Origin of the sequence: Rhodanobacter thiooxydans, from assembly GCF_021545845.1 — a bacterium.
Classification (GTDB): domain Bacteria; phylum Pseudomonadota; class Gammaproteobacteria; order Xanthomonadales; family Rhodanobacteraceae; genus Rhodanobacter.
On sequence record NZ_CP088923.1, the window covers coordinates 2,951,237 to 2,969,386 of the forward strand.

The 18,150-nt window shown below is 67.4% G+C and carries 15 protein-coding genes; 8 read left to right on the forward strand and 7 right to left on the reverse strand.

Annotation, left to right across the window (positions count from 1 at the left end; translation table 11 throughout):
- The first annotated feature begins 15 nt into the window (after positions 1 to 15).
- Positions 16 to 1,173 (forward strand): isovaleryl-CoA dehydrogenase, encoded by a 1,158-nt coding sequence (locus LRK53_RS13365; RefSeq protein WP_027491321.1) that lies wholly within the window; start codon positions 16 to 18, stop codon positions 1,171 to 1,173.
- Positions 1,174 to 1,521: 348 nt separating this feature from the next.
- Here LRK53_RS13365 and LRK53_RS13370 read toward each other — a convergent pair whose 3' ends face one another.
- Entirely contained in the window at positions 1,522 to 4,380 is a 2,859-nt protein-coding gene (locus LRK53_RS13370) for a S8 family serine peptidase (RefSeq protein ID WP_027491320.1), read from the reverse strand.
- A 227-nt stretch (positions 4,381 to 4,607) separates the two neighbouring features.
- Here LRK53_RS13370 and LRK53_RS13375 point away from each other — a divergent pair, with 227 nt between their 5' ends.
- From LRK53_RS13375 to LRK53_RS13385, 3 genes are all read left to right on the forward strand, one after another.
- A complete protein-coding gene (locus LRK53_RS13375; protein WP_027491319.1) occupies positions 4,608 to 5,792 on the forward strand; it encodes an acetyl-CoA C-acyltransferase in 1,185 nt (394 codons plus the stop codon).
- 163 nt (positions 5,793 to 5,955) lie between these two features.
- Entirely contained in the window at positions 5,956 to 6,333 is a 378-nt protein-coding gene (locus LRK53_RS13380) for a hypothetical protein (RefSeq protein WP_027491318.1), read from the forward strand.
- Between the two features lie 153 nt (positions 6,334 to 6,486).
- Positions 6,487 to 8,094 (forward strand): carboxyl transferase domain-containing protein, encoded by a 1,608-nt coding sequence (locus LRK53_RS13385; protein ID WP_027491317.1) that lies wholly within the window; start codon positions 6,487 to 6,489, stop codon positions 8,092 to 8,094.
- Positions 8,095 to 8,202: 108 nt separating this feature from the next.
- On the opposite strand, the gene LRK53_RS13390 is transcribed toward LRK53_RS13385, so the two are convergent.
- The 6 genes from LRK53_RS13390 to LRK53_RS13415 form a co-directional block, all read right to left on the reverse strand.
- The gene (locus tag LRK53_RS13390; RefSeq protein ID WP_027491316.1) at positions 8,203 to 9,045 is read right to left on the reverse strand and encodes an FTR1 family iron permease; all 843 of its coding nucleotides are present in this window, start codon (positions 9,043 to 9,045) and stop codon (positions 8,203 to 8,205) included.
- 4 nt (positions 9,046 to 9,049) lie between these two features.
- The gene (locus LRK53_RS13395) at positions 9,050 to 9,376 is read right to left on the reverse strand and encodes a cupredoxin domain-containing protein (protein WP_027491315.1); all 327 of its coding nucleotides are present in this window, start codon (positions 9,374 to 9,376) and stop codon (positions 9,050 to 9,052) included.
- Between the two features lie 177 nt (positions 9,377 to 9,553).
- A complete protein-coding gene (gene cgtA, locus LRK53_RS13400) occupies positions 9,554 to 10,633 on the reverse strand; it encodes an Obg family GTPase CgtA (protein WP_027491314.1) in 1,080 nt (359 codons plus the stop codon).
- Positions 10,634 to 10,810: 177 nt separating this feature from the next.
- On the reverse strand, positions 10,811 to 11,068 hold the full coding sequence (gene rpmA / locus LRK53_RS13405; RefSeq protein WP_008439252.1) for a 50S ribosomal protein L27: 258 nt from the start codon (positions 11,066 to 11,068) through the stop codon (positions 10,811 to 10,813).
- A gap of 20 nt (positions 11,069 to 11,088) precedes the next feature.
- Positions 11,089 to 11,403: a 50S ribosomal protein L21 gene (gene rplU, locus LRK53_RS13410; protein WP_027491313.1), complete on the reverse strand. Its 315-nt coding sequence runs from the start codon at positions 11,401 to 11,403 to the stop codon at positions 11,089 to 11,091.
- Positions 11,404 to 11,513: 110 nt separating this feature from the next.
- Positions 11,514 to 12,143 carry a DUF2059 domain-containing protein gene (locus LRK53_RS13415; protein ID WP_027491312.1) on the reverse strand — a complete coding sequence of 210 codons (630 nt, stop codon included), beginning with the start codon at positions 12,141 to 12,143 and terminating at the stop codon, positions 11,514 to 11,516.
- A 149-nt stretch (positions 12,144 to 12,292) separates the two neighbouring features.
- On the opposite strand from LRK53_RS13415, the gene uvrA reads away from it, so the two are divergent.
- From uvrA to LRK53_RS13435, 4 genes are all read left to right on the forward strand, one after another.
- Complete coding sequence (gene uvrA / locus LRK53_RS13420; protein ID WP_027491311.1) at positions 12,293 to 15,226, forward strand: excinuclease ABC subunit UvrA; 2,934 nt, start codon at positions 12,293 to 12,295, stop codon at positions 15,224 to 15,226.
- On the forward strand, positions 15,223 to 15,675 hold the full coding sequence (locus tag LRK53_RS13425; RefSeq protein ID WP_027491310.1) for an acyl-CoA thioesterase: 453 nt from the start codon (positions 15,223 to 15,225) through the stop codon (positions 15,673 to 15,675). The genes uvrA and LRK53_RS13425 overlap by 4 nt, the downstream gene beginning before the upstream one ends.
- Before the next feature lie 167 nt (positions 15,676 to 15,842).
- Positions 15,843 to 17,306: a DUF4139 domain-containing protein gene (locus tag LRK53_RS13430; RefSeq protein ID WP_027491309.1), complete on the forward strand. Its 1,464-nt coding sequence runs from the start codon at positions 15,843 to 15,845 to the stop codon at positions 17,304 to 17,306.
- Positions 17,307 to 17,324: 18 nt separating this feature from the next.
- Positions 17,325 to 18,083: an enoyl-CoA hydratase/isomerase family protein gene (locus LRK53_RS13435; RefSeq protein ID WP_027491308.1), complete on the forward strand. Its 759-nt coding sequence runs from the start codon at positions 17,325 to 17,327 to the stop codon at positions 18,081 to 18,083.
- Positions 18,084 to 18,150 lie beyond the last annotated feature (67 nt).

Below are 18,150 nucleotides of genomic sequence, written 5' to 3' on the forward strand. Positions count from 1 at the left end.
TTCAAGGAGTCCGCCATGCGTCCGTTTCCGCTCGGAGAAGACATCGACCTGCTGCGCGAGTCCGTGCATGCGTTCGCGGAAAAGGAAATCGCCCCGCGCGCCGACCGCATCGACCGCGACAACCTGTTCCCCGCCGACCTGTGGCGCAAGTTCGGCGAGATGGGCCTGCTCGGGGTGACCGTCCCGGAGACCTACGGCGGCAGCGGCATGGGCTTCCTGGCGCACATGGTGGCGATGGAGGAAATTTCGCGCGCGTCCGGCTCGGTCGGCCTGTCCTACGGCGCGCACTCCAACCTGTGCCTCAACAACATTTTCCACAACGGCAACGAAGTGCAGCGCCGCAAGTACCTGCCGAAACTATGCAGCGGCGAACACGTCGGTGCGCTGGCGATGAGCGAGCCCGGCGCCGGTTCCGACGTCGTTGGCTCGATGAGCTGCAAGGCCGAGCTGCGCGGCGACGTGTGGGTGGCCAACGGCAACAAGATGTGGATCACCAATGGGCCGGATGCCGACGTGCTGCTGGTCTACATGCGCACCGCGCCGCGCCCGGCCGGCAGCCGCTGCATGACCGCCTTCATCGTCGAGAAGGGCATGAAGGGTTTCTCCACCGCGCAGAAACTGGACAAGCTCGGCATGCGCGGCTCCAACACCTGCGAGCTGGTATTCGACAACTGCGAGATCCCGGCCGAGAACATCGTGGGCGAGGTCAACGAGGGCGTGCGCGTGCTGATGAGCGGGCTGGACACCGAACGGCTGGTGCTGTCCGGCGGCCCGATCGGCCTGATGCAGGCGGCGCTCGACATCACCCTGCCCTACGTGCGCGAACGCAAGCAGTTCAACGCGCCGATCGGCACCTTCGAGATCATGCAGGCCAAGGTCGCCGACATGTACACCGCGCTGCAGAGCTCGCGCGGCTTCGCCTACATGGTGGCGCAGCAGTTCGACAGCGGCGTGAAGTCGCGCATCGACCCGGCCGCCTGCCTGCTCAACGCCTCGGTCAACGCGGTGAAGGTGGCGCTGGAGGCGATCCAGTCGCTGGGCGGCAACGGCTACATCAACGAGTTCCCCGCCGGCCGCCTGCTGCGCGACGCCAAGCTGTACGAGATCGGCGCGGGCACCAACGAGATCCGCCGCATGCTGATCGGCCGCGAGCTGTTCCATGGCAAGGCATGAGCAACATGCGCCGACAAAGGCATCGGCGCCGGCACATCGAACCGAATTCCGCCGCATGCTGATCGGCCGCGAGCTGTTCCATGGCAAGGCATGAGCAACATGCGCCGACAAAGGTATCGGCGCCGGCACATCGAACCGAATTCCGCCGCATGCTGATCGGCCGCGAGCTGTTCCATGGCAAGGCATGAACAACATGCGCCGACAAAAGCATCGGCGCCGGCACATCGAACCGAGTTCCGCCGCATGCTGATCGGCCGCGAGCTGTTCCACGGCAACGCGTGATTTCCCCACATCGGATAAGGAAAGGCCCGCACCAGGCGGGCCTTTCGTTTGTGTGCACCGATCTGCTCAGAACGCCCAGCTGAAACTGGCGCTGGCCATCTGCGCCTGCCGGCCCTGGCCCAGGTAACGGTCGTAGCCGAACTGCAGGCTGGCGTGCGGCGTCATCTTCCAGTCCAGCGTGGTGCCGAGCATGCCGCCGTAACGTGACAGGCCGATGCCCCCCACCGGGGCGAACTGGTTGACCCCGCTGAAGCTGGCATCGAATGCCTCGCCGCGCAGGCCGAACGACTGCTGCCACAGCATGCGTCCCTGCATGGCGAGGCTGCCGCCACCGGGCAGCGCCCATTCGCGGGTGACACGCAGACCCGCGCCGGCCTGCCAGCGCGCCGTACTCTGCGCCGCCGATTTCAGGCCAAAGCCGTAGGCGCCCAGCTCGTTGAAACCATCGCGCCGGATCTGCGCGTACTGCAGGTTCATGTACGGGGTGAGCTGCGTGCGGCCCAGGGTGAAGCGGTAACCGCTTTCGCCATAGGCCACGCCGTAGCGGCCATGGACGTCGCTGGCGACCCCGGCGAACTGGTCGCCCAGTTGCAATTGGCGACGCATGGTTTCCCGATAACTGCCGATGCCGAAGCGGCCCATGGCGTACCACGATCCGTGGACCATGCCGCCATACAGCATGCCTTCCAGCGCATGGCTGCGGCCCTGGTCCGCACTTTCGGCCAGCCGCCCCAGGCTCCGGCTCTGGCTCAGCGCATAGCCCGCGACGCCGTTGCTGCCGACGCGCAGGTCCTGCCCGACCAGCGCACCGCTGAGGTCGTAGCCGACGTGCCCATAGCCGCTGCGCGACATGCCACCGTGATAGCCAAGGCTCTGCGTCCAGGCACCGGCCTGCGGCGCATCGAGCAGGCGGTCGAAACGGTCGGACAGCGCCCGCGTACCGGCATCAATCGCCTCGAAGGTCATCGCCGCGCTGGCCGCATGCAACTGGCCGGAAAGGCTTTCCAGCGAACGCTGCATGACCTCGGTGGAAACGGCATGTTGCAGGTTCGCGGCACCCTCGACAAAGCCCGTGCCGACCGATGTTCCGCTGGCGACGCCCTGCAACTGGCTGTTGATCTGCTGGAACGCGCTCTGCGTGCGCAGCGCAGCGCCGAAACTGGCGGCGGTGTATGGCAGCCCTTGGATCTGGCTCAGGTTCACCTGCTGCACGTCGAGCCAGGCGTTGCTGGCGTCGTAGCCCAGCGTCGCGGTCAGCGCCACGCCGGGAGCCGTGTTCAGCGCCGAGAAGGTGCCCGTGAGGCCAGCGTTGGCCGTCAGCACCGTCGTATGCGAGTTGAGCGTGTAATTGGCATTGGCGCCGTACACGTAAAGGTCGCCGCCGGACAAGGTGGCCGTACCGTTCACGTACAGTTGCGAACCCAGCGACACCGCCATTCGCCCGCTGCCCTGCTGCAGATAGTTGCCACTCAGATGGACGTCGCCCTGGCTCACCACCAGCACGCCGGCGTTGGTCACGCTGTTGTAGACCGAGAAGCCGGTGGGATTCAGCTGCGTGGAAGCGGACATCAGCGTGCCCGCCGCGCCAATCTCCACCGGGCTGTGCAACCCCGCCACGGCGAGCGTGCCGCCCTGCACCTGGGTGAGGCCGGTATAGCTGCTTTCGCCGCCCCAGAGGTTGAGCCGGCCCGGCCCCTGCTTGATCAACCCGCCGGCACCGGAGATCGGATTGCCCCAGGTCGAGGTGCCGCTGAAATTCACCGTGACGTCGCCCCAGTCGAACCTTGCCGGCCCCTGGACTGCCGCGAACACGTCCAGGGCTCCGTAGCCGAACGTGGGGTCGGGACCGGGCGCGCCGAGATCGCGCGCGGTGCCGAGCAGGGTCTGGCGCACCAGGTCGTTGCTGAAATACGGAAAAGCCTGCCACACCAGCGCTGCCGCGCCCGACACCTGCGGTGCCGCGAACGAGGTACCGCTGACAACCCAGTAGGAGGGGTTGGTAGTGCTGGCCGTGGTGTCCTTGTCCAGCACGATCACGTCGCCCGGCGCGGCCAGGCAGTAGTTCATGGTCCGCCCGCAGGCGTTGGAGTAGCTCGCCAGCTGGGTGGGATGGTTGCTGTCCAGCGCCACCGCGACCAGCCAGCCCTTGTCCAGCCCCAGACCCGGTGCCACCGTGGGCAGGCTGGCGATGTCGCTGGGACTGGTGCGTGATTCGTTACCCGCCGCGAACACCACCAGGCCGCCATGCTGCACCACGAACGGCTGGTAGGCTTGGCCAAAGGCCTGGTTGATCGAGGCGTTGGTGGTGTCCCAGTAGATGCCGCCCCAGGAATTGTTCATCACCTGCACGCCGGCATTGATCAGGGCCGGGTTGAGTGTCTGTGCGAAGAAGGCCGCGTCGGCGGCGGTCACCGCGTTGCCCTGGCCGGAGCCGTCGTCCTTCGGCGTCACGTCGCTGATGATACGTGCCGAGACCAGGCTGGCCCTGGGCGCGATGCCGCCGGGGAATTTGGCGAACCCCGTGCCTGCGGCGATCTCCGACACCCAGGTGCCGTGGCCGACCACATCGTCGATGGCCGTCTTGTTGACCGTGGGGTCGACGTAGATCAATTCCTGCGTGACTCGCCCAGCCACGGTGGGATTGCTGCGCATGATGCCGCTGTCGACCATGCCGATGGTCACGCCGACGCCGGTGTAGCCCAGGCTTTGCGCGCCGCTAGCCCGGGTAATTGAGAGCTGGGCATCCAACGGTGGCTGGGCACTGGGAGGCGGTGACGGTGGTGGCGCCGGCGGCGGGGATGTCGGCACCACTGGCGGCGGCGTGGGCTTGCTGCCGCCGCCCCCGCCGCAGGCACTCAGCCCAAGTGCCATGGCCACCAGCAGGGCCATTTCGCGACGCCGCCAACCCGAGTCGAGCACTTTCATTCATCCCCCTTGACCACAGTCCGATCTCATGCAGCAACGGCGTGATGGATATGCCGCCGCTTGCCCCCATGCGCATCTTGGCACAACGAAAATCCAATGAAACCGGATGCAAATCCAGACACCGCAAGGACTTGCGGTTGTTTGCCGAGTTTTGCAACAGGCTGCGATAATTGGTCAGTTGTCTGTCAGGCGTTCGCGCCCCTCAAGTCTTGCAAGCGGAGTTCTCCATGTCGGATGTCAACGTCGTCATCGTCGGTGCCAAGCGCACCGCCATCGGCTCCTTCCTCGGCCAGTTCACCGGCGTGCCCACCCCGAAGCTCGGTGCCACCGCGATTCGCGCGGCGCTGGAGCAGTCGGGCGTGGCTCCCGCCGACGTCAGCGAGGTGATCATGGGCTGCGTGTTGCCCGCCAACCTGGGCCAGGCGCCGGCGCGCCAGGCCTCGCTCGGTGCCGGTCTGCCGACCAGCACCGGCTGCACCACGATCAACAAGGTGTGCGGCTCGGGCATGAAGGCGATCATGCTGGGTCATGACCTGATCAGGGCCGGCTCGGCGGCCGTGGTGGTCGCCGGCGGCATGGAGTCGATGACCAACGCCCCGCACATGGTGCAGGCGCGCACCGGCATCCGCTACGGCGACGGCCAACTGGTCGACCACATGGCCTGGGACGGCCTGACCAACCCCTACGACGGCAAGTCGATGGGCTTGTTCGGCGAACTGTGCGCCGACAAGTACCACTTCACCCGCGAGCAGCAGGATGCGTTCGCCATCGAGTCGGTCAACCGGGCCAAGGCGGCACAGCAGAATGGCGGCTTCGCCGGCGAAATCGTGCCGGTGACGGTGAGCGGCCGCAAGGGCGACGTGGTGGTCGACACCGACGAGCAGCCCGGTCGTTCCGACGTGGCCAAGGTTCCCTCGCTGAAGCCCGCCTTCCGCAAGGAGAACGGCACGATCACCGCCGCCAGCTCGTCCAGTATCTCCGACGGCGCCGCCGCGGTGGTGCTGCTGTCGGCCGACGATGCGAACAAGCGCGGCCTGAAACCGCTGGCGCGCATCGTGGCGCACGCCACCCACTCGCAGGAACCGGAGTGGTTCACCACCGCGCCGGTCAGTGCGATCCAGAAGGTATTGGACAAGGCCGGCTGGAAGGTTGGCGATGTCGACCTGTTCGAGATCAACGAGGCGTTCGCCGTGGTCGCGATGGCCCCGATGAAGGAGCTCGGCATCCCGCACGACAAGCTCAACGTCAACGGCGGCGCCTGCGCGCTCGGGCACCCGATCGGCGCCAGCGGCGCGCGGCTGGTGGTGACCCTGCTGAACGCGCTGAAAACACGCGGCCTCAAGCGCGGTGTCGCCTCACTGTGCATCGGCGGCGGCGAGGCGACGGCGATCGCGGTGGAATGCATTGGCTGATACGCAGCGCATCGCCATGACCGACGCATGATATTCAGATGACGGCCGGATAAATCAGTTTTTAATACGCACTGAAGCTCCACACATAAAGATGTGGCGCGGTCACCGCGAAAGCGCTATTAATACACGGCCAAATGGCATTCCACGGCAAAGGAGATCCACCATGAAGTTTACGCGTACCCTACTCGCCGCCGCGCTCGTCGCGCTGTTGGCGGCATGCAGCAACGGCGCGCAGGATTCCGCGCAAGACGCTCAGAAGTCGGCTGACACCGCGCAGCAGGCTGCTGATACCGCGCAGAAGGCTGCCGAGGCTCCGGCAGCGGCGGCGGCTCCGGCTGCTGCTGAGGCCCCGGCTGCTGCCCCGGCCACCACGGCTGCCGCTCCGGCCGCAGCTCCAGCGGCAGCTCCGGCCACCACGGCTGCCGCTCCGGCTGCTACTGCAGTCGACGCCGCCGCCAAGGCTGCCGACGCTGCCAAGGACGCCGCCGGCGCCGCCAAGGACGCGGCCGACAAGGCCAAGGACGCCGTGAAGGGGCATTGATCCTTCTCTGGTTTCCTGAAAAAACGGCCGCCTTGCGCGGCCGTTTTTTTTCGTCGACGATTTGCCACTCCATCCGTGATTTTGGTCGCCGGCCCGCGCCCGCTATCATTCGTGGTTCGGCCTTGATGGCAACCACTCCGTGAGCCCGCATCCATGAGCGTCATTGCATCGCAGATTGATCCGCGTTCTGCCGAGTTCCAGGCCAGCAGCAGGCAATTGCGCGCCGTGGCGGACGATTTGCAGCGCGAACTGACGCGCAGCGCGGAAGGTGGCGGAGCGAAGGCGCGCGAAAAGCACGTTGCCCGCGGCAAGTTGCTGCCGCGCGAGCGCATCCGCGCCCTGCTCGATCCCGGTTCGCCATTCCTGGAACTCTCGCCGCTGGCCGCGCACGGCATGTACGACGACGCCGCGCCCGCCGCCGGCATCATCACCGGCATCGGCCGGGTCAACGGCATCGAGGTGGTGGTGGTCGCCAACGATGCCACGGTCAAGGGCGGCACCTACTTCCCGATGACGGTGAAGAAACACCTGCGCGCGCAGGAAGTGGCGCTGGAAAACAACCTGCCCTGCATCTACCTGGTCGACTCCGGCGGCGCCTTCCTGCCGCTGCAGGACGAGGTGTTCCCGGACAAGGAACATTTCGGGCGGATCTTCTACAACCAGGCGCGGATGTCCGCGCTCAACATCCCGCAGATCGCCGTGGTGATGGGCAGCTGCACCGCCGGTGGCGCCTACGTGCCGGCGATGAGCGACGAAACGATCATCGTGCGCGAGCAGGGCACCATCTTCCTCGGTGGACCGCCGCTGGTGAAGGCCGCCACCGGCGAGGTGGTGGATGCCGAGACGCTGGGCGGCGCGGACGTCCATACGTCTGTCTCCGGCGTGGCCGACCACTACGCCGAGAACGACGCGCACGCGCTGTCGATCGCACGCGACATCGTCGGTCACCTGAACCGCAGGAAGGGCATGCCGCTGGCGCTGCGCGCACCGGTCGAGCCGAAATATCCGGCCGAGGAACTCTACGGCGTGATCCCGCAGGACACCCGCCGCCCGTTCGACATCCGCGAGGTGATCGCGCGCGTCGTCGATGGCTCCGAGTTCCACGAGTTCAAGGCGCGCTACGGCAAGACCCTGGTGTGCGGCTTCGCACACATCCACGGCTACCCGGTGGGTATCGTCGCCAACAACGGCATCCTGTTCGCCGAAAGCGCACTGAAGGGCGCGCACTTCATCGAGCTGTGCAACCAGCGCAACGTGCCACTGGTGTTCCTGCAGAACATCACCGGCTTCATGGTCGGCAGAAAGTACGAACAGGCGGGTATCGCCAAGGACGGCGCCAAGATGGTCACCGCCGTGGCCTGCTCGCATGTGCCGAAGTTCACTGTGGTGATCGGCGGCAGCTTCGGCGCCGGCAACTATGCCATGTGCGGCCGCGCCTACGGCGCCCGCTTCCTGTGGATGTGGCCGAACGCGCGCATCTCGGTGATGGGCGGCGAGCAGGCCGCCAGCGTGCTGGCCACGGTGAAGCGCGACGGCATCGAGGCGCGCGGCGGCGAGTGGTCGGCGGCCGAGGAGGCTGCCTTCAAGGCGCCTATCCGCGAGCAATACGAGCGCCAGGGCCACCCCTACTACGCCAGCGCACGGCTGTGGGACGACGGCATCATCGACCCGGTGGACACCCGCCGCGTGCTCGGCCTGGCGATCTCCGCCTCGCTCAACGCGCCGATCGAGCCGCAGCGCTACGGCGTGTTCCGCATGTGAGCGTCCGCTCCGTACGCAACGATCCCGCGGGGATGCGCGGCAATGATTCGTGGCAGCCGCGCCGGCGGAACGGCGGCGCAGCGGGATGAGCCTCGCGCGGCCGTCTCGTCAGCCGACCGGATGCGTGATCGCCCTGCCGTCCGCGGTCTGGGTTGAGGGTTGGCGCTTGGCGAATCGCGCACCCATCCACAGCAAGACCAGGGTCAGCCCGTAGAACACCAGCTGCATGCCGGCCGGCTGCGCGTCGTAACCGATCAGGATGTGGGCGGTCTGGCCTGGTACCGAGCCATTGCCGAGCAGCCACGAGCTGTCCCACAGCTGGTTGCCCCAGGCCGGCAACAGGTCGGCCTGGATCAGGTAGCGCGCGGCCGTCGAGGCCAGTCCCGCCGCCAGCAGCACCAACATGCCGTTGGTGACGCCGAAGAAGTGCCGCATCGGGATGCGCAGCAGGCCCGCGTACAGCGCAAACCCCAGCGCCGCACCAGCCGCCGTACCGATCGCCAGGCCGGTCCACAGGTGACCGGCACCGCCGGCGCGCATGCCGTACAGGAACAGCACCACCTCGGAGCCCTCGCGTAGCACCGCCAGCGCCACCACTGCCAGCAGCAGCCCCAGCGAACTGGCGCCACTGTGCACCGCGCTGCCCAGCTCGCGCATCTGCCGGCTCAGTTCGCGGCCGTGGCTGGACATCCACAGCACGTGCCAGCCGATCATCAACACCGCGGCCAGCAGCACGATGGCATTGAACAGTTCCTGCCCGGCACCGCTGAATGCCGAGGCCAGCAGGTCGGCCGACAGCGCCACCAGTACGGCACCGAACACTCCCAGCGCGATCCCGCCGCCGATGAACCAGCCACGCCGCATCACGCCGCGGGTGGCAGCCGCCACCACGCTGACGATCAGCGCCGCCTCCAGCACTTCACGAAACACCAGCAAGGCTACGGCTCCCATGGCGCTACTCCACCACCAACGTGCCCTGCGCGGTGGGCTGGTGGAAGTCGCCATAGAAGCGATAGTGCCCGCGCTTGAGCGGGCCGATGAACAAGCTGGTGCGGCTGTTCGGCATCACGATCTTCTCCGCGGGAAAGTCGTCGCTTTCGAACTCCTCCGGCGAGGCGTCCTGGTTGACCAGATCCAGCCTGACCCGGGTATCCGCCGGAATGCGCAGTTCGCTCGGCTGGTAGCGGTGGTCCTTCAGGGTCAGCGTGTAGCTGGGAACATCCGCCGCGCTAGCCAGCAGCGGCAGCGACATGGCGAACACGAACGGCAACAGGCGCTGCATGCAAAGCTCCCATATCGAGGATGACTGATTGATAGTCATTATCATTCATTGGTGCATGGTACTCCATCGCCCGGCATGACGCCAAGTGGGCGGTCAACCAAGCCACACCATGGCGAGACAGGCAAAAACCGCTCCGACTGGATCTAACGGCATGGCGGCGTGCCGCCGGCGGCGGGCTCAGCCTTGCGGTGCCTCGCCGCGCAGGCGCACGTCGTTCGGCAGCATGTCGATGCGTTCCACGCTGGCTTCGCGCAGCGACTCGAAGAAGCGCTGCACCTGCTGACACACTGCCATGGTGCCCTCGCGCGCGATCGCCGAAACCAGGAACCACGGCTGGGTCCAGCCCAGCTCGGCGATGATCTTCTCCGCCACGGTTTGGCGCTCATCCGCTGGCAGCACGTCGGCCTTGTTCAGCACCAGCCAGCGCGGGCGCTCCAGCAGTTCCGGATTGAATTTCTGCAGCTCCTGCTCGATCGCGCGCACCTGTCCGGCCACGTCGGAACCGTCGATCGGCGCGATGTCGACGATATGCAGCAGCAGGCTGGTGCGCGCCACGTGGCGCAGGAACTGGATGCCCAGCCCGGCACCTTCGGCAGCACCCTCGATCAGGCCGGGGATGTCGGCGATCACAAAGCTCTGGTCGGTGCCCAGGCTGACCACGCCCAGGTTCGGATGCAGTGTGGTGAACGGGTAGTCCGCCACCCGCGGCGTCGCCGCCGATACCGCGCGGATGAAGGTGGACTTGCCGGCGTTGGGAAAGCCGAGCAGGCCGACGTCGGCCAGCAGGCGCAACTCCAGCTTCAGCTCGCGCACGTCGCCCGGCGTGCCCGGTGTGGCCTTGCGCGGTGCCCGGTTCACCGAGCTCTTGAAGTGGATGTTGCCCAGCCCGCCCTTGCCGCCCTGCGCCACCAGCATGCGCTGGCCGTGGGCGGTGAGGTCACCGATCACCTCGTCGGTGTCGACATTGGTGACCATCGTCCCCACCGGCACGCGGATCGTGGTGTCCTCGCCGCCCTTGCCGTACATCTGGCTACCCATGCCGTTCTCGCCGCGCTGTGCCTTGAAGCTGCGCTGGTGGCGAAAGTCGATCAGGGTGTTCAGGCCTTCATCGGCGACCAGCCACACCGAGCCGCCGCTGCCGCCGTCGCCGCCGTCGGGGCCGCCGAAGGGAATGAACTTCTCGCGGCGGAAGCTGATGCAGCCATTGCCGCCGTCACCGGCCTGGACTCGGATTTGCGCTTCGTCGACGAATTTCATTGGAGAGCCGGGATTTGGGATTCGAGATACGGGATTCGGGAGAGCGGCTTGTCGCCGACATGGTACGGGAGGCGGGGCGTTTCGGCTTTTACGAATCCCGAATCCCCAATCCCGAATCCCGGGCAAAAAACAAAAGCCCCGCCGAAGCGGGGCCTTCGCTGCCGCATCGCGGAAGGCTTATGCCTGCACGACGCTGACGAAGCGGCGGTTCTTGGCGCCGCTGACCTTGAATTCGACCTTGCCGTCGACCAGCGCGAACAGCGTGTGGTCACGGCCGAGGCCCACACCGGTACCCGGGTGGAACTGGGTGCCGCGCTGGCGCACGATGATGTTGCCGGCCTCAATGGCCTGGCCACCGTAGATCTTCACGCCGAGGTACTTCGGGTTCGAATCGCGACCATTGCGGGTGGAACCACCTGCCTTCTTGTGTGCCATGACTTTCTACTCCGGCTGAATCAGGCGTTGATGCCCGTGATCTCGATTTCGGTGAAATGCTGACGATGGCCCTGCTGACGCTTGTAGTGCTTGCGGCGGCGGAACTTGATGATGCGGATCTTGTCGGCGCGGCCGTGCTTGCGCACGGTGGCGCTGACGGTGGCGCCCGCGATGACCGGCGCACCGACGGTGACCGACTCGCCGGAACCGACCAGCAGCACCTGGTCGAAGCTCACGGTGGCGCCTTCATCGGCGGTCAACAGCTCCACGCGCAGCACGTCGCCCTGCTGCACACGGTACTGCTTGCCACCGGTCTTGATGACTGCATAACTCATGGAAATGCCCTTCTGTCGTTATTCTCTTGGGTATTTCGCCCCGAACTGGCCGGAACGAACGCGGGAGTATAACGAGACCACGGGCTGCTGGTCAATTCCTGACCAGTCGGCTAGGACTGGGCCGACGCCGCAGACTTTGCCGGAGCCAGCACCGCCGCCGGCCTGGACTTGGGCTTGGGCTTGGCTGCCGGTTTGTGATGGTGAACGGGCTTGTGCCGGACGTGCTTCTTCACCGGCCGGGTCGCTGGCTTGGTCTCGCTCTCGGCAGCCTCCGGCACGGCCGGACAGCGCCCCTGTGCGTCGAGGCTGCCCTTCTTCTGCAACTCCTGCAGCATCGTGCGGGTGCGCTCCTGTCCCCATTGCTGGCCCACCTGGGTCGCCTCGGCCATGGCCGCCGGCATTTCGGTCAGCACCTTCTGGCCCAGCGGCGAGCGGTAGAACTTGAGCAATCCTTCGATTTCCTCGCCGCTGAAATGGCGCTGGAACACCGGCACCATGCGCTGCGCCACGGCGGTGGCGCCGTCGCCATCGACGAACCCCTGCCAGTACTCCGCCGGCACGCAGGGAAGTTTCTGCCGCATCTGCGCCGCCATCTGCGTGTTCATCTGGCCGAGGGTCTGCTCCACCCGCATCACCTTGAACAGGTCGCGCACCTGCTGCTCGCTGGGCGCCACCGCAGCGGCGACCCCGCAGAAGACGAGCAGCCACAACAGGGCGCCGATCCGGATCCAGGTGTGCATGGGCGGTGGTCTCCGACTGAGCGACCACGCGGCCGCGAAACCGTGCATTAGGCCATACGTCGCGCCCGATCGGAACTTTCCGGCTGAAGCGGCAATAACTGACCTGCTCAGGTTGGTATAGTGCGCGTTCCCCCCCATATCCGGCGTCCATGGACACCATTCGCATCCGCGGCGCACGCACGCACAACCTCAAGAACATCGACCTCGACCTACCCCGCGACCAGTTGATCGTCATCACCGGCCTGTCCGGTTCCGGCAAATCCTCGCTGGCCTTCGACACCATCTACGCCGAGGGCCAGCGCCGCTACGTGGAATCACTGTCGTCCTACGCACGGCAGTTCCTGTCGATGATGGAGAAGCCCGACGTCGACCACATCGAAGGCCTGTCGCCGGCGATCTCGATCGAGCAGAAATCCACCTCGCACAACCCGCGCTCCACCGTCGGCACCATCACCGAGGTGTACGACTACCTGCGCCTGCTGTACGCCCGCGTCGGCACGCCGCGCTGCCCCGACCACGGCACGCCGCTGGAGGCGCAGACGGTGAGTCAGATGGTCGACGCCACCCTGGCGCTGGATCCGGAGCAGCGCTACATGCTGCTGGCGCCAGTGATCCGCGAGCGCAAGGGCGAGCACGTGCAGGTGTTCGAGCAGCTGCGTGCGCAGGGCTTCGTGCGCACCCGCGTCGACGGCGCGGTGTACGACCTGGATGCGGTACCGCCGCTGGGGCTGCGCATCAAGCACACGATCGAGGTGGTGGTGGATCGCTTCCGCCCGCGCGAGGACATCAAGCAGCGCCTGGCCGAATCGTTCGAGACCGCGCTGCGCCTGGGCGACGGACTGGTGATCCTGGCCAACATGGACGTGCCAGGCGCGCCCGAACAGATGCTGTCCTCGCGCTACTCCTGCCCGGTCTGCGACTACTCGCTGCCGGAGCTGGAGCCGCGGCTGTTCTCGTTCAATTCGCCGATCGGCGCCTGCCCGGCCTGCGACGGCCTGGGCGTGACCCAGGTGTTCGACCCGGCGCGCGTGGTCGGCCACCCGGAGCTGTCGCTGGCCAGCGGCGCGGTGCGCGGTTGGGACCGGCGCAACGCGCACTACTTCCAGCTGATCCTGTCGCTGGCCGCGCACTACGGCTTCGACGTGGACACGCCATGGAACAAGCTCCCTGCAGACGTCCAGAAGGCCATCCTGTACGGCAGCGGCAAGGACCGGATCGCGTTCCGCTACATCACCGAGCGCGGCGGCAAGGTCACCCGCGAGCATGCATTCGAGGGCATCCTGCCGAACCTGGAGCGGCGCTACAAGGAAACCGAGTCCGCCGCCGTGCGTGAGGAACTGGCCAAGTACATCAGCGACCAGCCCTGTCCTGCCTGCGAAGGTCAGCGGCTGAACCGCTCGGCGCGCAACGTGTTCGTCGCCGACCACGCGCTGCCCGCGCTCACCCACCGCTCGATCGACGACGCACTGGCGTTCTTCGAGGAACTGAAGCTCACCGGCTGGCGCGGCGAGATCGCGGTGAAGATCGTCAAGGAGATCCGCGAGCGGCTTACCTTCCTCAACGACGTGGGCCTGAACTACCTCACCCTGGACCGCCAGGCCGACTCGCTCTCCGGCGGCGAGGCGCAGCGCATCCGCCTCGCCTCGCAGATCGGCGCCGGCCTGGTCGGCGTGATGTACGTGCTGGACGAGCCGTCGATCGGCCTGCACCAGCGCGACAACGAGCGCCTGCTCGGCACGCTGACCCGCCTGCGCGACCTCGGCAACACGGTGATCGTGGTCGAGCACGACGAGGACGCGATCCGCATGGCCGACCACGTGCTCGACATCGGCCCCGGCGCCGGCGTGCACGGCGGCGAGGTCGTGGCGCAGGGCACGGTGCAGGACATGCTCGACTCGCCGCGCTCGGTCACCGGCCAGTTCCTCTCCGGCGTGCGCGCGATCGAGGTGCCGAAGGAGCGTCGCCAGCCGATCGACGACGACTCGTGGCTGCGCCTGAACGGCGCCAGCGGCAACAACCTGAAGAACGTCGACCTGGCGATTCCCGCCGGGCTGTTCACCTGCGTCACCGGCGTGTCCGGCTCAGGCAAGTCGACGCTGGTCAACGACACCCTGTTCCGGCTCGCTGCCGCCGAACTCAACGGCGCCGGTACGCAAGCAGCTCCGTACCAATCGGTGCAAGGCCTGCAGCTGTTCGACAAGGTGGTCGACATCGACCAGTCGCCGATCGGCCGCACGCCACGCTCCAATCCGGCCACCTACACCGGCCTGTTCACCCCGTTGCGTGAAATGTTCGCGCAGGTGCCGGAAGCGCGCGCACGCGGCTACACGCCGGGGCGCTTCAGCTTCAACGTACGCGGCGGCCGCTGCGAGGCGTGCGAGGGCGACGGCATGCTCAAGGTGGAGATGCACTTCCTGCCCGACGTCTACGTGCCCTGCGACGTCTGCCACGGCAAGCGCTACAACCGCGAGACGCTGGAAGTTCTGTACAAGGGCCACACCATTGCCGACGTGCTCGACATGACGGTGGAGGACGCGCTGAAGCTGTTCGAGAACGTGCCGACCATCGCGCGCAAGCTCGACACGCTGCGCGCCGTCGGCCTCGATTACATCAAGCTGGGGCAGAGCGCGACCACGCTGTCCGGCGGCGAGGCGCAGCGCGTGAAGCTGTCCAAGGAGCTGTCCAAGCGCGACACCGGCAACACCTTGTACATCCTCGACGAGCCCACCACCGGCTTGCACTTCCACGACATCGAGCAGTTGCTCGACGTGCTGCACCAGCTGGTCGACCAGGGCAACACCGTGGTGGTGATCGAGCACAACCTGGACGTGATCAAGACCGCCGACTGGGTCGTCGACCTCGGCCCCGAGGGCGGCGCCGGCGGCGGCCGCATCCTGGTTGCCGGTACGCCGGAGACCGTGGCCGCCACTGCCGAATCGCACACCGGCCATTTCCTTGCGCCGCACCTGAGGCCCGCCAAACCGAAGAAGCCGGACGCCGTCACGCGGATCAAGGCGGCCACCAAGCACATTGCCTCAGCCGACAAGTACAAGCCGATGCGCGGCAGGAAGAAATCGTCATGAACCCCACCAAGACCACCGACACCGCCGGCGCGGGCGAACCGAATGCCGAGGCCGGCCAGCCGCTGCACGTCGCCTCGCTCAGCGTGCGCTGGCGTGACCTCGACGCGTTCAACCACGTCAACAACTCCAGCTACCTCACCTACCTGGAAGAGGCGCGGCTGCAGTGGCTGAGCCACGTGCCCGGGCCGTGGTTCGACGAGCATGCGATGCCGGTGATGGCTGCCAGCCAGGTCAACTACCGCCACCCCATCGCCTGGCCCGCGCAACTGCAGGTGCAGCTGTTCTGCGAGCGCATGGGCAACAGCTCGATGACGATCGCGCACCGGGTAATCGATGCCGAACGCCCCGACCAGCTGTACTGCGACGGCCACGTGGTGATGGTGTGGACGGACCCGGCCAGCGGCAAGCCGGTGCCGGTGCCCGAGGCGATCCGCAGCGCCGTGGGATAACCCGCCCACATTCCCGGGAGCCGCTTGGGTTCCAGCTCCAGCTCCAGCGCCACGCCGCTGACTCCGGCCCGGACCGACATCACCATACGGCGGTGCCGTCATCGGTGCACGGCGAGCAGTTGCCGTCGCTATGATGGCGGTCCGGTTCCCACGATGGAATGCGCCTGATGACGACAGCACATCGCCCCGCCTTGGCCCTCGCCTGTCTCGCCGCGCTCGCCGGCGCATCGACGGCACGCGCCGCTGATACCACGGCACTCACCCTGTACCGCAGTGACAGCCCCGCGCTGTACGCCAGCCATGGCGACGGCGAGGTCGACGAAGGCTATGCGGTGGTGCGCGAGCAGCGTTCGCTGAGCCTCGTCGCCGGTACCCACGACGTGGTGATTGGCGACCTGCCGAACGCGCTCGACGCCGAGGCGCTGGCGCTGGGCTTTCCCGACGGCAACGCCAAGGTGATCTCGCAGCGCCTGCTGCTGGCGCAAGGTGCGGACGCGGCGCTGAGCGGCCTGCTCGGGCGCGAGGTGAGCGTGCTCGGCAGCAGCGGCGAAGCGCTGGCCAGCGGCACCCTGCTGCGTGCGGGCAACGGCCTGCTGGTGCGCGGCGCCAACGGTACCACGCTGGTGCGCGACTACGCCGCCGTGCGCAGTGCCCAAGGCGACTTCCCGCTCGGCTCCAGCCTCAGCCTGCGCGTGGACGCCGCGCGCAGCGGCCAGACCCGCGCGGTGCTCAGCTACCCCACCTCCGGCCTCGGCTGGCGCGCCGCGTACGTGGCCACGCTGCAGCCCGGCGCGGCCTGCCGCATGCGGTTCGAGTCGCGCGCCAGCATCGCCAACCGCAGCGGCCGCGACTGGCACGATGCACAGCTCACCCTGATCGCCGGCCAGCCAAACATGGCCAAGGCTTCGGCACCGCGGCCGATGGTGTCGATGGCGCGCGGCTACGGGCCGCAGGACATGGTCGCCGGCGGTTTGCCGCAGCAGGACAGCCTCGGCGACTACCGCAGCTACACCCTGCCCGGCACGGTCGAGCTGCCCGACGCCAGCGTCAGCCAGGTGCCACTGTACGCCGACCACACGCTGGACTGCGAGCGCACCGCACTGTACGAGAACGGCAACCGCTACCTGCCGCCACGGCCGATCCTGGAGCGCGACTTCAACCCCGGCGGCGGCAACGCCATCGTCAGCACGCTGAAATTGAAAGCATTCGACAGCCTGCCGGCCGGCTACCTGCGCGTGCTCAGCGCCGACAGGAACGGCACGCCGCAGTTCATCGGCGAAGGCCGCATCGAGGACACCCCGAAAGGCGGCGACGCCACCATCACCCTGGGCACCGCGTTCGACCTGCGCGCGACGCGCGAGCGTACCGCCTTCCACGTCGACAAGGCCGGCCGCACACTGGACGAGGCGTTCCGCATCACCCTCACCAACGCCGACGACAGCGCGCGCACGGTGACCGTGCGCGAGCATCCCGGCCGCTGGCGCCAGTGGACGCTGGTCTCCTCCAGCAGCAAGCCGAGCGCGCAGACACCGGACACGCTGGAATTCCGCGTCGACGTGCCGGCCAGCGGCAAGGCCGTACTGGATTACGCGGTGCGCTACCAGTGGACCGCCGACGAACAACCGCAATAACTACCGACTGGAGTTCCCATGCTCAACCTGACCAACCACGACAACGGCATCCGCGAGATCCAGCTTGCCCGCCCGCCGGTCAACGCGCTGAACCTGGATCTGCTGCGCGCGCTGCACGCCGCCCTCGACGAAGCCGTGCGGGACGGCGTGCGCGGTATCGTGCTGTCCGGTGCGCCGGGGTTGTTTTCCGCCGGCGTCGACGTGCCGGCGCTGATCCAGCGCGATCGCGCCGGCGTGCGCGAGTACTGGCGCGAGTTCTTCGCGCTGTGCGGCAGGCTGGCGCGCGCACCGATGCCGCTGGTGGCCGCGGTCACCGGCCACAGCCCGGCCGGCGGTGCGGTGCTGGCGCTGTTCTGCGACTACCGCGTGATGGCCGAAGGGCCGTACCGGATCGGCCTCAACGAGGTGCAGGTCGGGTTGATCGTGCCCGAGGCGATCCAGCTCGCGCTGCGCCGCGTGGTCGGCACCTATCGTGCCGAGCGGCTGCTGGTGGTCGGCGCGATGCTCGAGTCCGCCGAGGCACTGGCCTGCGGCTTCGTCGACGAACTCACCGGCGTCGACCAGGTCGCGACCCGCGCGATCCGCTGGCTGGGCGACCTGCTGGCCCTGCCCTCGCACGCCATGCTGGCCACGCGAACCCTCGCGCGGGCCGACCTAGCCGCAGCGTACGCCGACCCGGATGCGCTGCCGCTGGAGGATTTCGTCGACGCGTTCTTCCACCCGCAGACACAGGCCACGCTGCAGCAACTGGTCGCGCGACTCAAAGAGAAGAAATGAATGTGCTGTAGGAGCGCACCCTGTGCGCGATGCTCTGATGCCGATCGGAACCAAGAGCATTGCGCAC

What these genes read in the sequence shown, in the direction of transcription:
- LRK53_RS13365 (WP_027491321.1), top strand. Translation starts at nt 16, where the DNA reads ATGCGTCCGTTTCCGCTCGGAGAAGACATCGACCTGCTGCGCGAGTCC.
- LRK53_RS13370 (WP_027491320.1), bottom strand. Translation starts at nt 4,380, where the DNA reads ATGAAAGTGCTCGACTCGGGTTGGCGGCGTCGCGAAATGGCCCTGCTG.
- LRK53_RS13375 (WP_027491319.1), top strand. Translation starts at nt 4,608, where the DNA reads ATGTCGGATGTCAACGTCGTCATCGTCGGTGCCAAGCGCACCGCCATC.
- LRK53_RS13380 (WP_027491318.1), top strand. Translation starts at nt 5,956, where the DNA reads ATGAAGTTTACGCGTACCCTACTCGCCGCCGCGCTCGTCGCGCTGTTG.
- LRK53_RS13385 (WP_027491317.1), top strand. Translation starts at nt 6,487, where the DNA reads ATGAGCGTCATTGCATCGCAGATTGATCCGCGTTCTGCCGAGTTCCAG.
- LRK53_RS13390 (WP_027491316.1), bottom strand. Translation starts at nt 9,045, where the DNA reads ATGGGAGCCGTAGCCTTGCTGGTGTTTCGTGAAGTGCTGGAGGCGGCG.
- LRK53_RS13395 (WP_027491315.1), bottom strand. Translation starts at nt 9,376, where the DNA reads ATGCAGCGCCTGTTGCCGTTCGTGTTCGCCATGTCGCTGCCGCTGCTG.
- cgtA (WP_027491314.1), bottom strand. Translation starts at nt 10,633, where the DNA reads ATGAAATTCGTCGACGAAGCGCAAATCCGAGTCCAGGCCGGTGACGGC.
- rpmA (WP_008439252.1), bottom strand. Translation starts at nt 11,068, where the DNA reads ATGGCACACAAGAAGGCAGGTGGTTCCACCCGCAATGGTCGCGATTCG.
- rplU (WP_027491313.1), bottom strand. Translation starts at nt 11,403, where the DNA reads ATGAGTTATGCAGTCATCAAGACCGGTGGCAAGCAGTACCGTGTGCAG.
- LRK53_RS13415 (WP_027491312.1), bottom strand. Translation starts at nt 12,143, where the DNA reads ATGCACACCTGGATCCGGATCGGCGCCCTGTTGTGGCTGCTCGTCTTC.
- uvrA (WP_027491311.1), top strand. Translation starts at nt 12,293, where the DNA reads ATGGACACCATTCGCATCCGCGGCGCACGCACGCACAACCTCAAGAAC.
- LRK53_RS13425 (WP_027491310.1), top strand. Translation starts at nt 15,223, where the DNA reads ATGAACCCCACCAAGACCACCGACACCGCCGGCGCGGGCGAACCGAAT.
- LRK53_RS13430 (WP_027491309.1), top strand. Translation starts at nt 15,843, where the DNA reads ATGACGACAGCACATCGCCCCGCCTTGGCCCTCGCCTGTCTCGCCGCG.
- LRK53_RS13435 (WP_027491308.1), top strand. Translation starts at nt 17,325, where the DNA reads ATGCTCAACCTGACCAACCACGACAACGGCATCCGCGAGATCCAGCTT.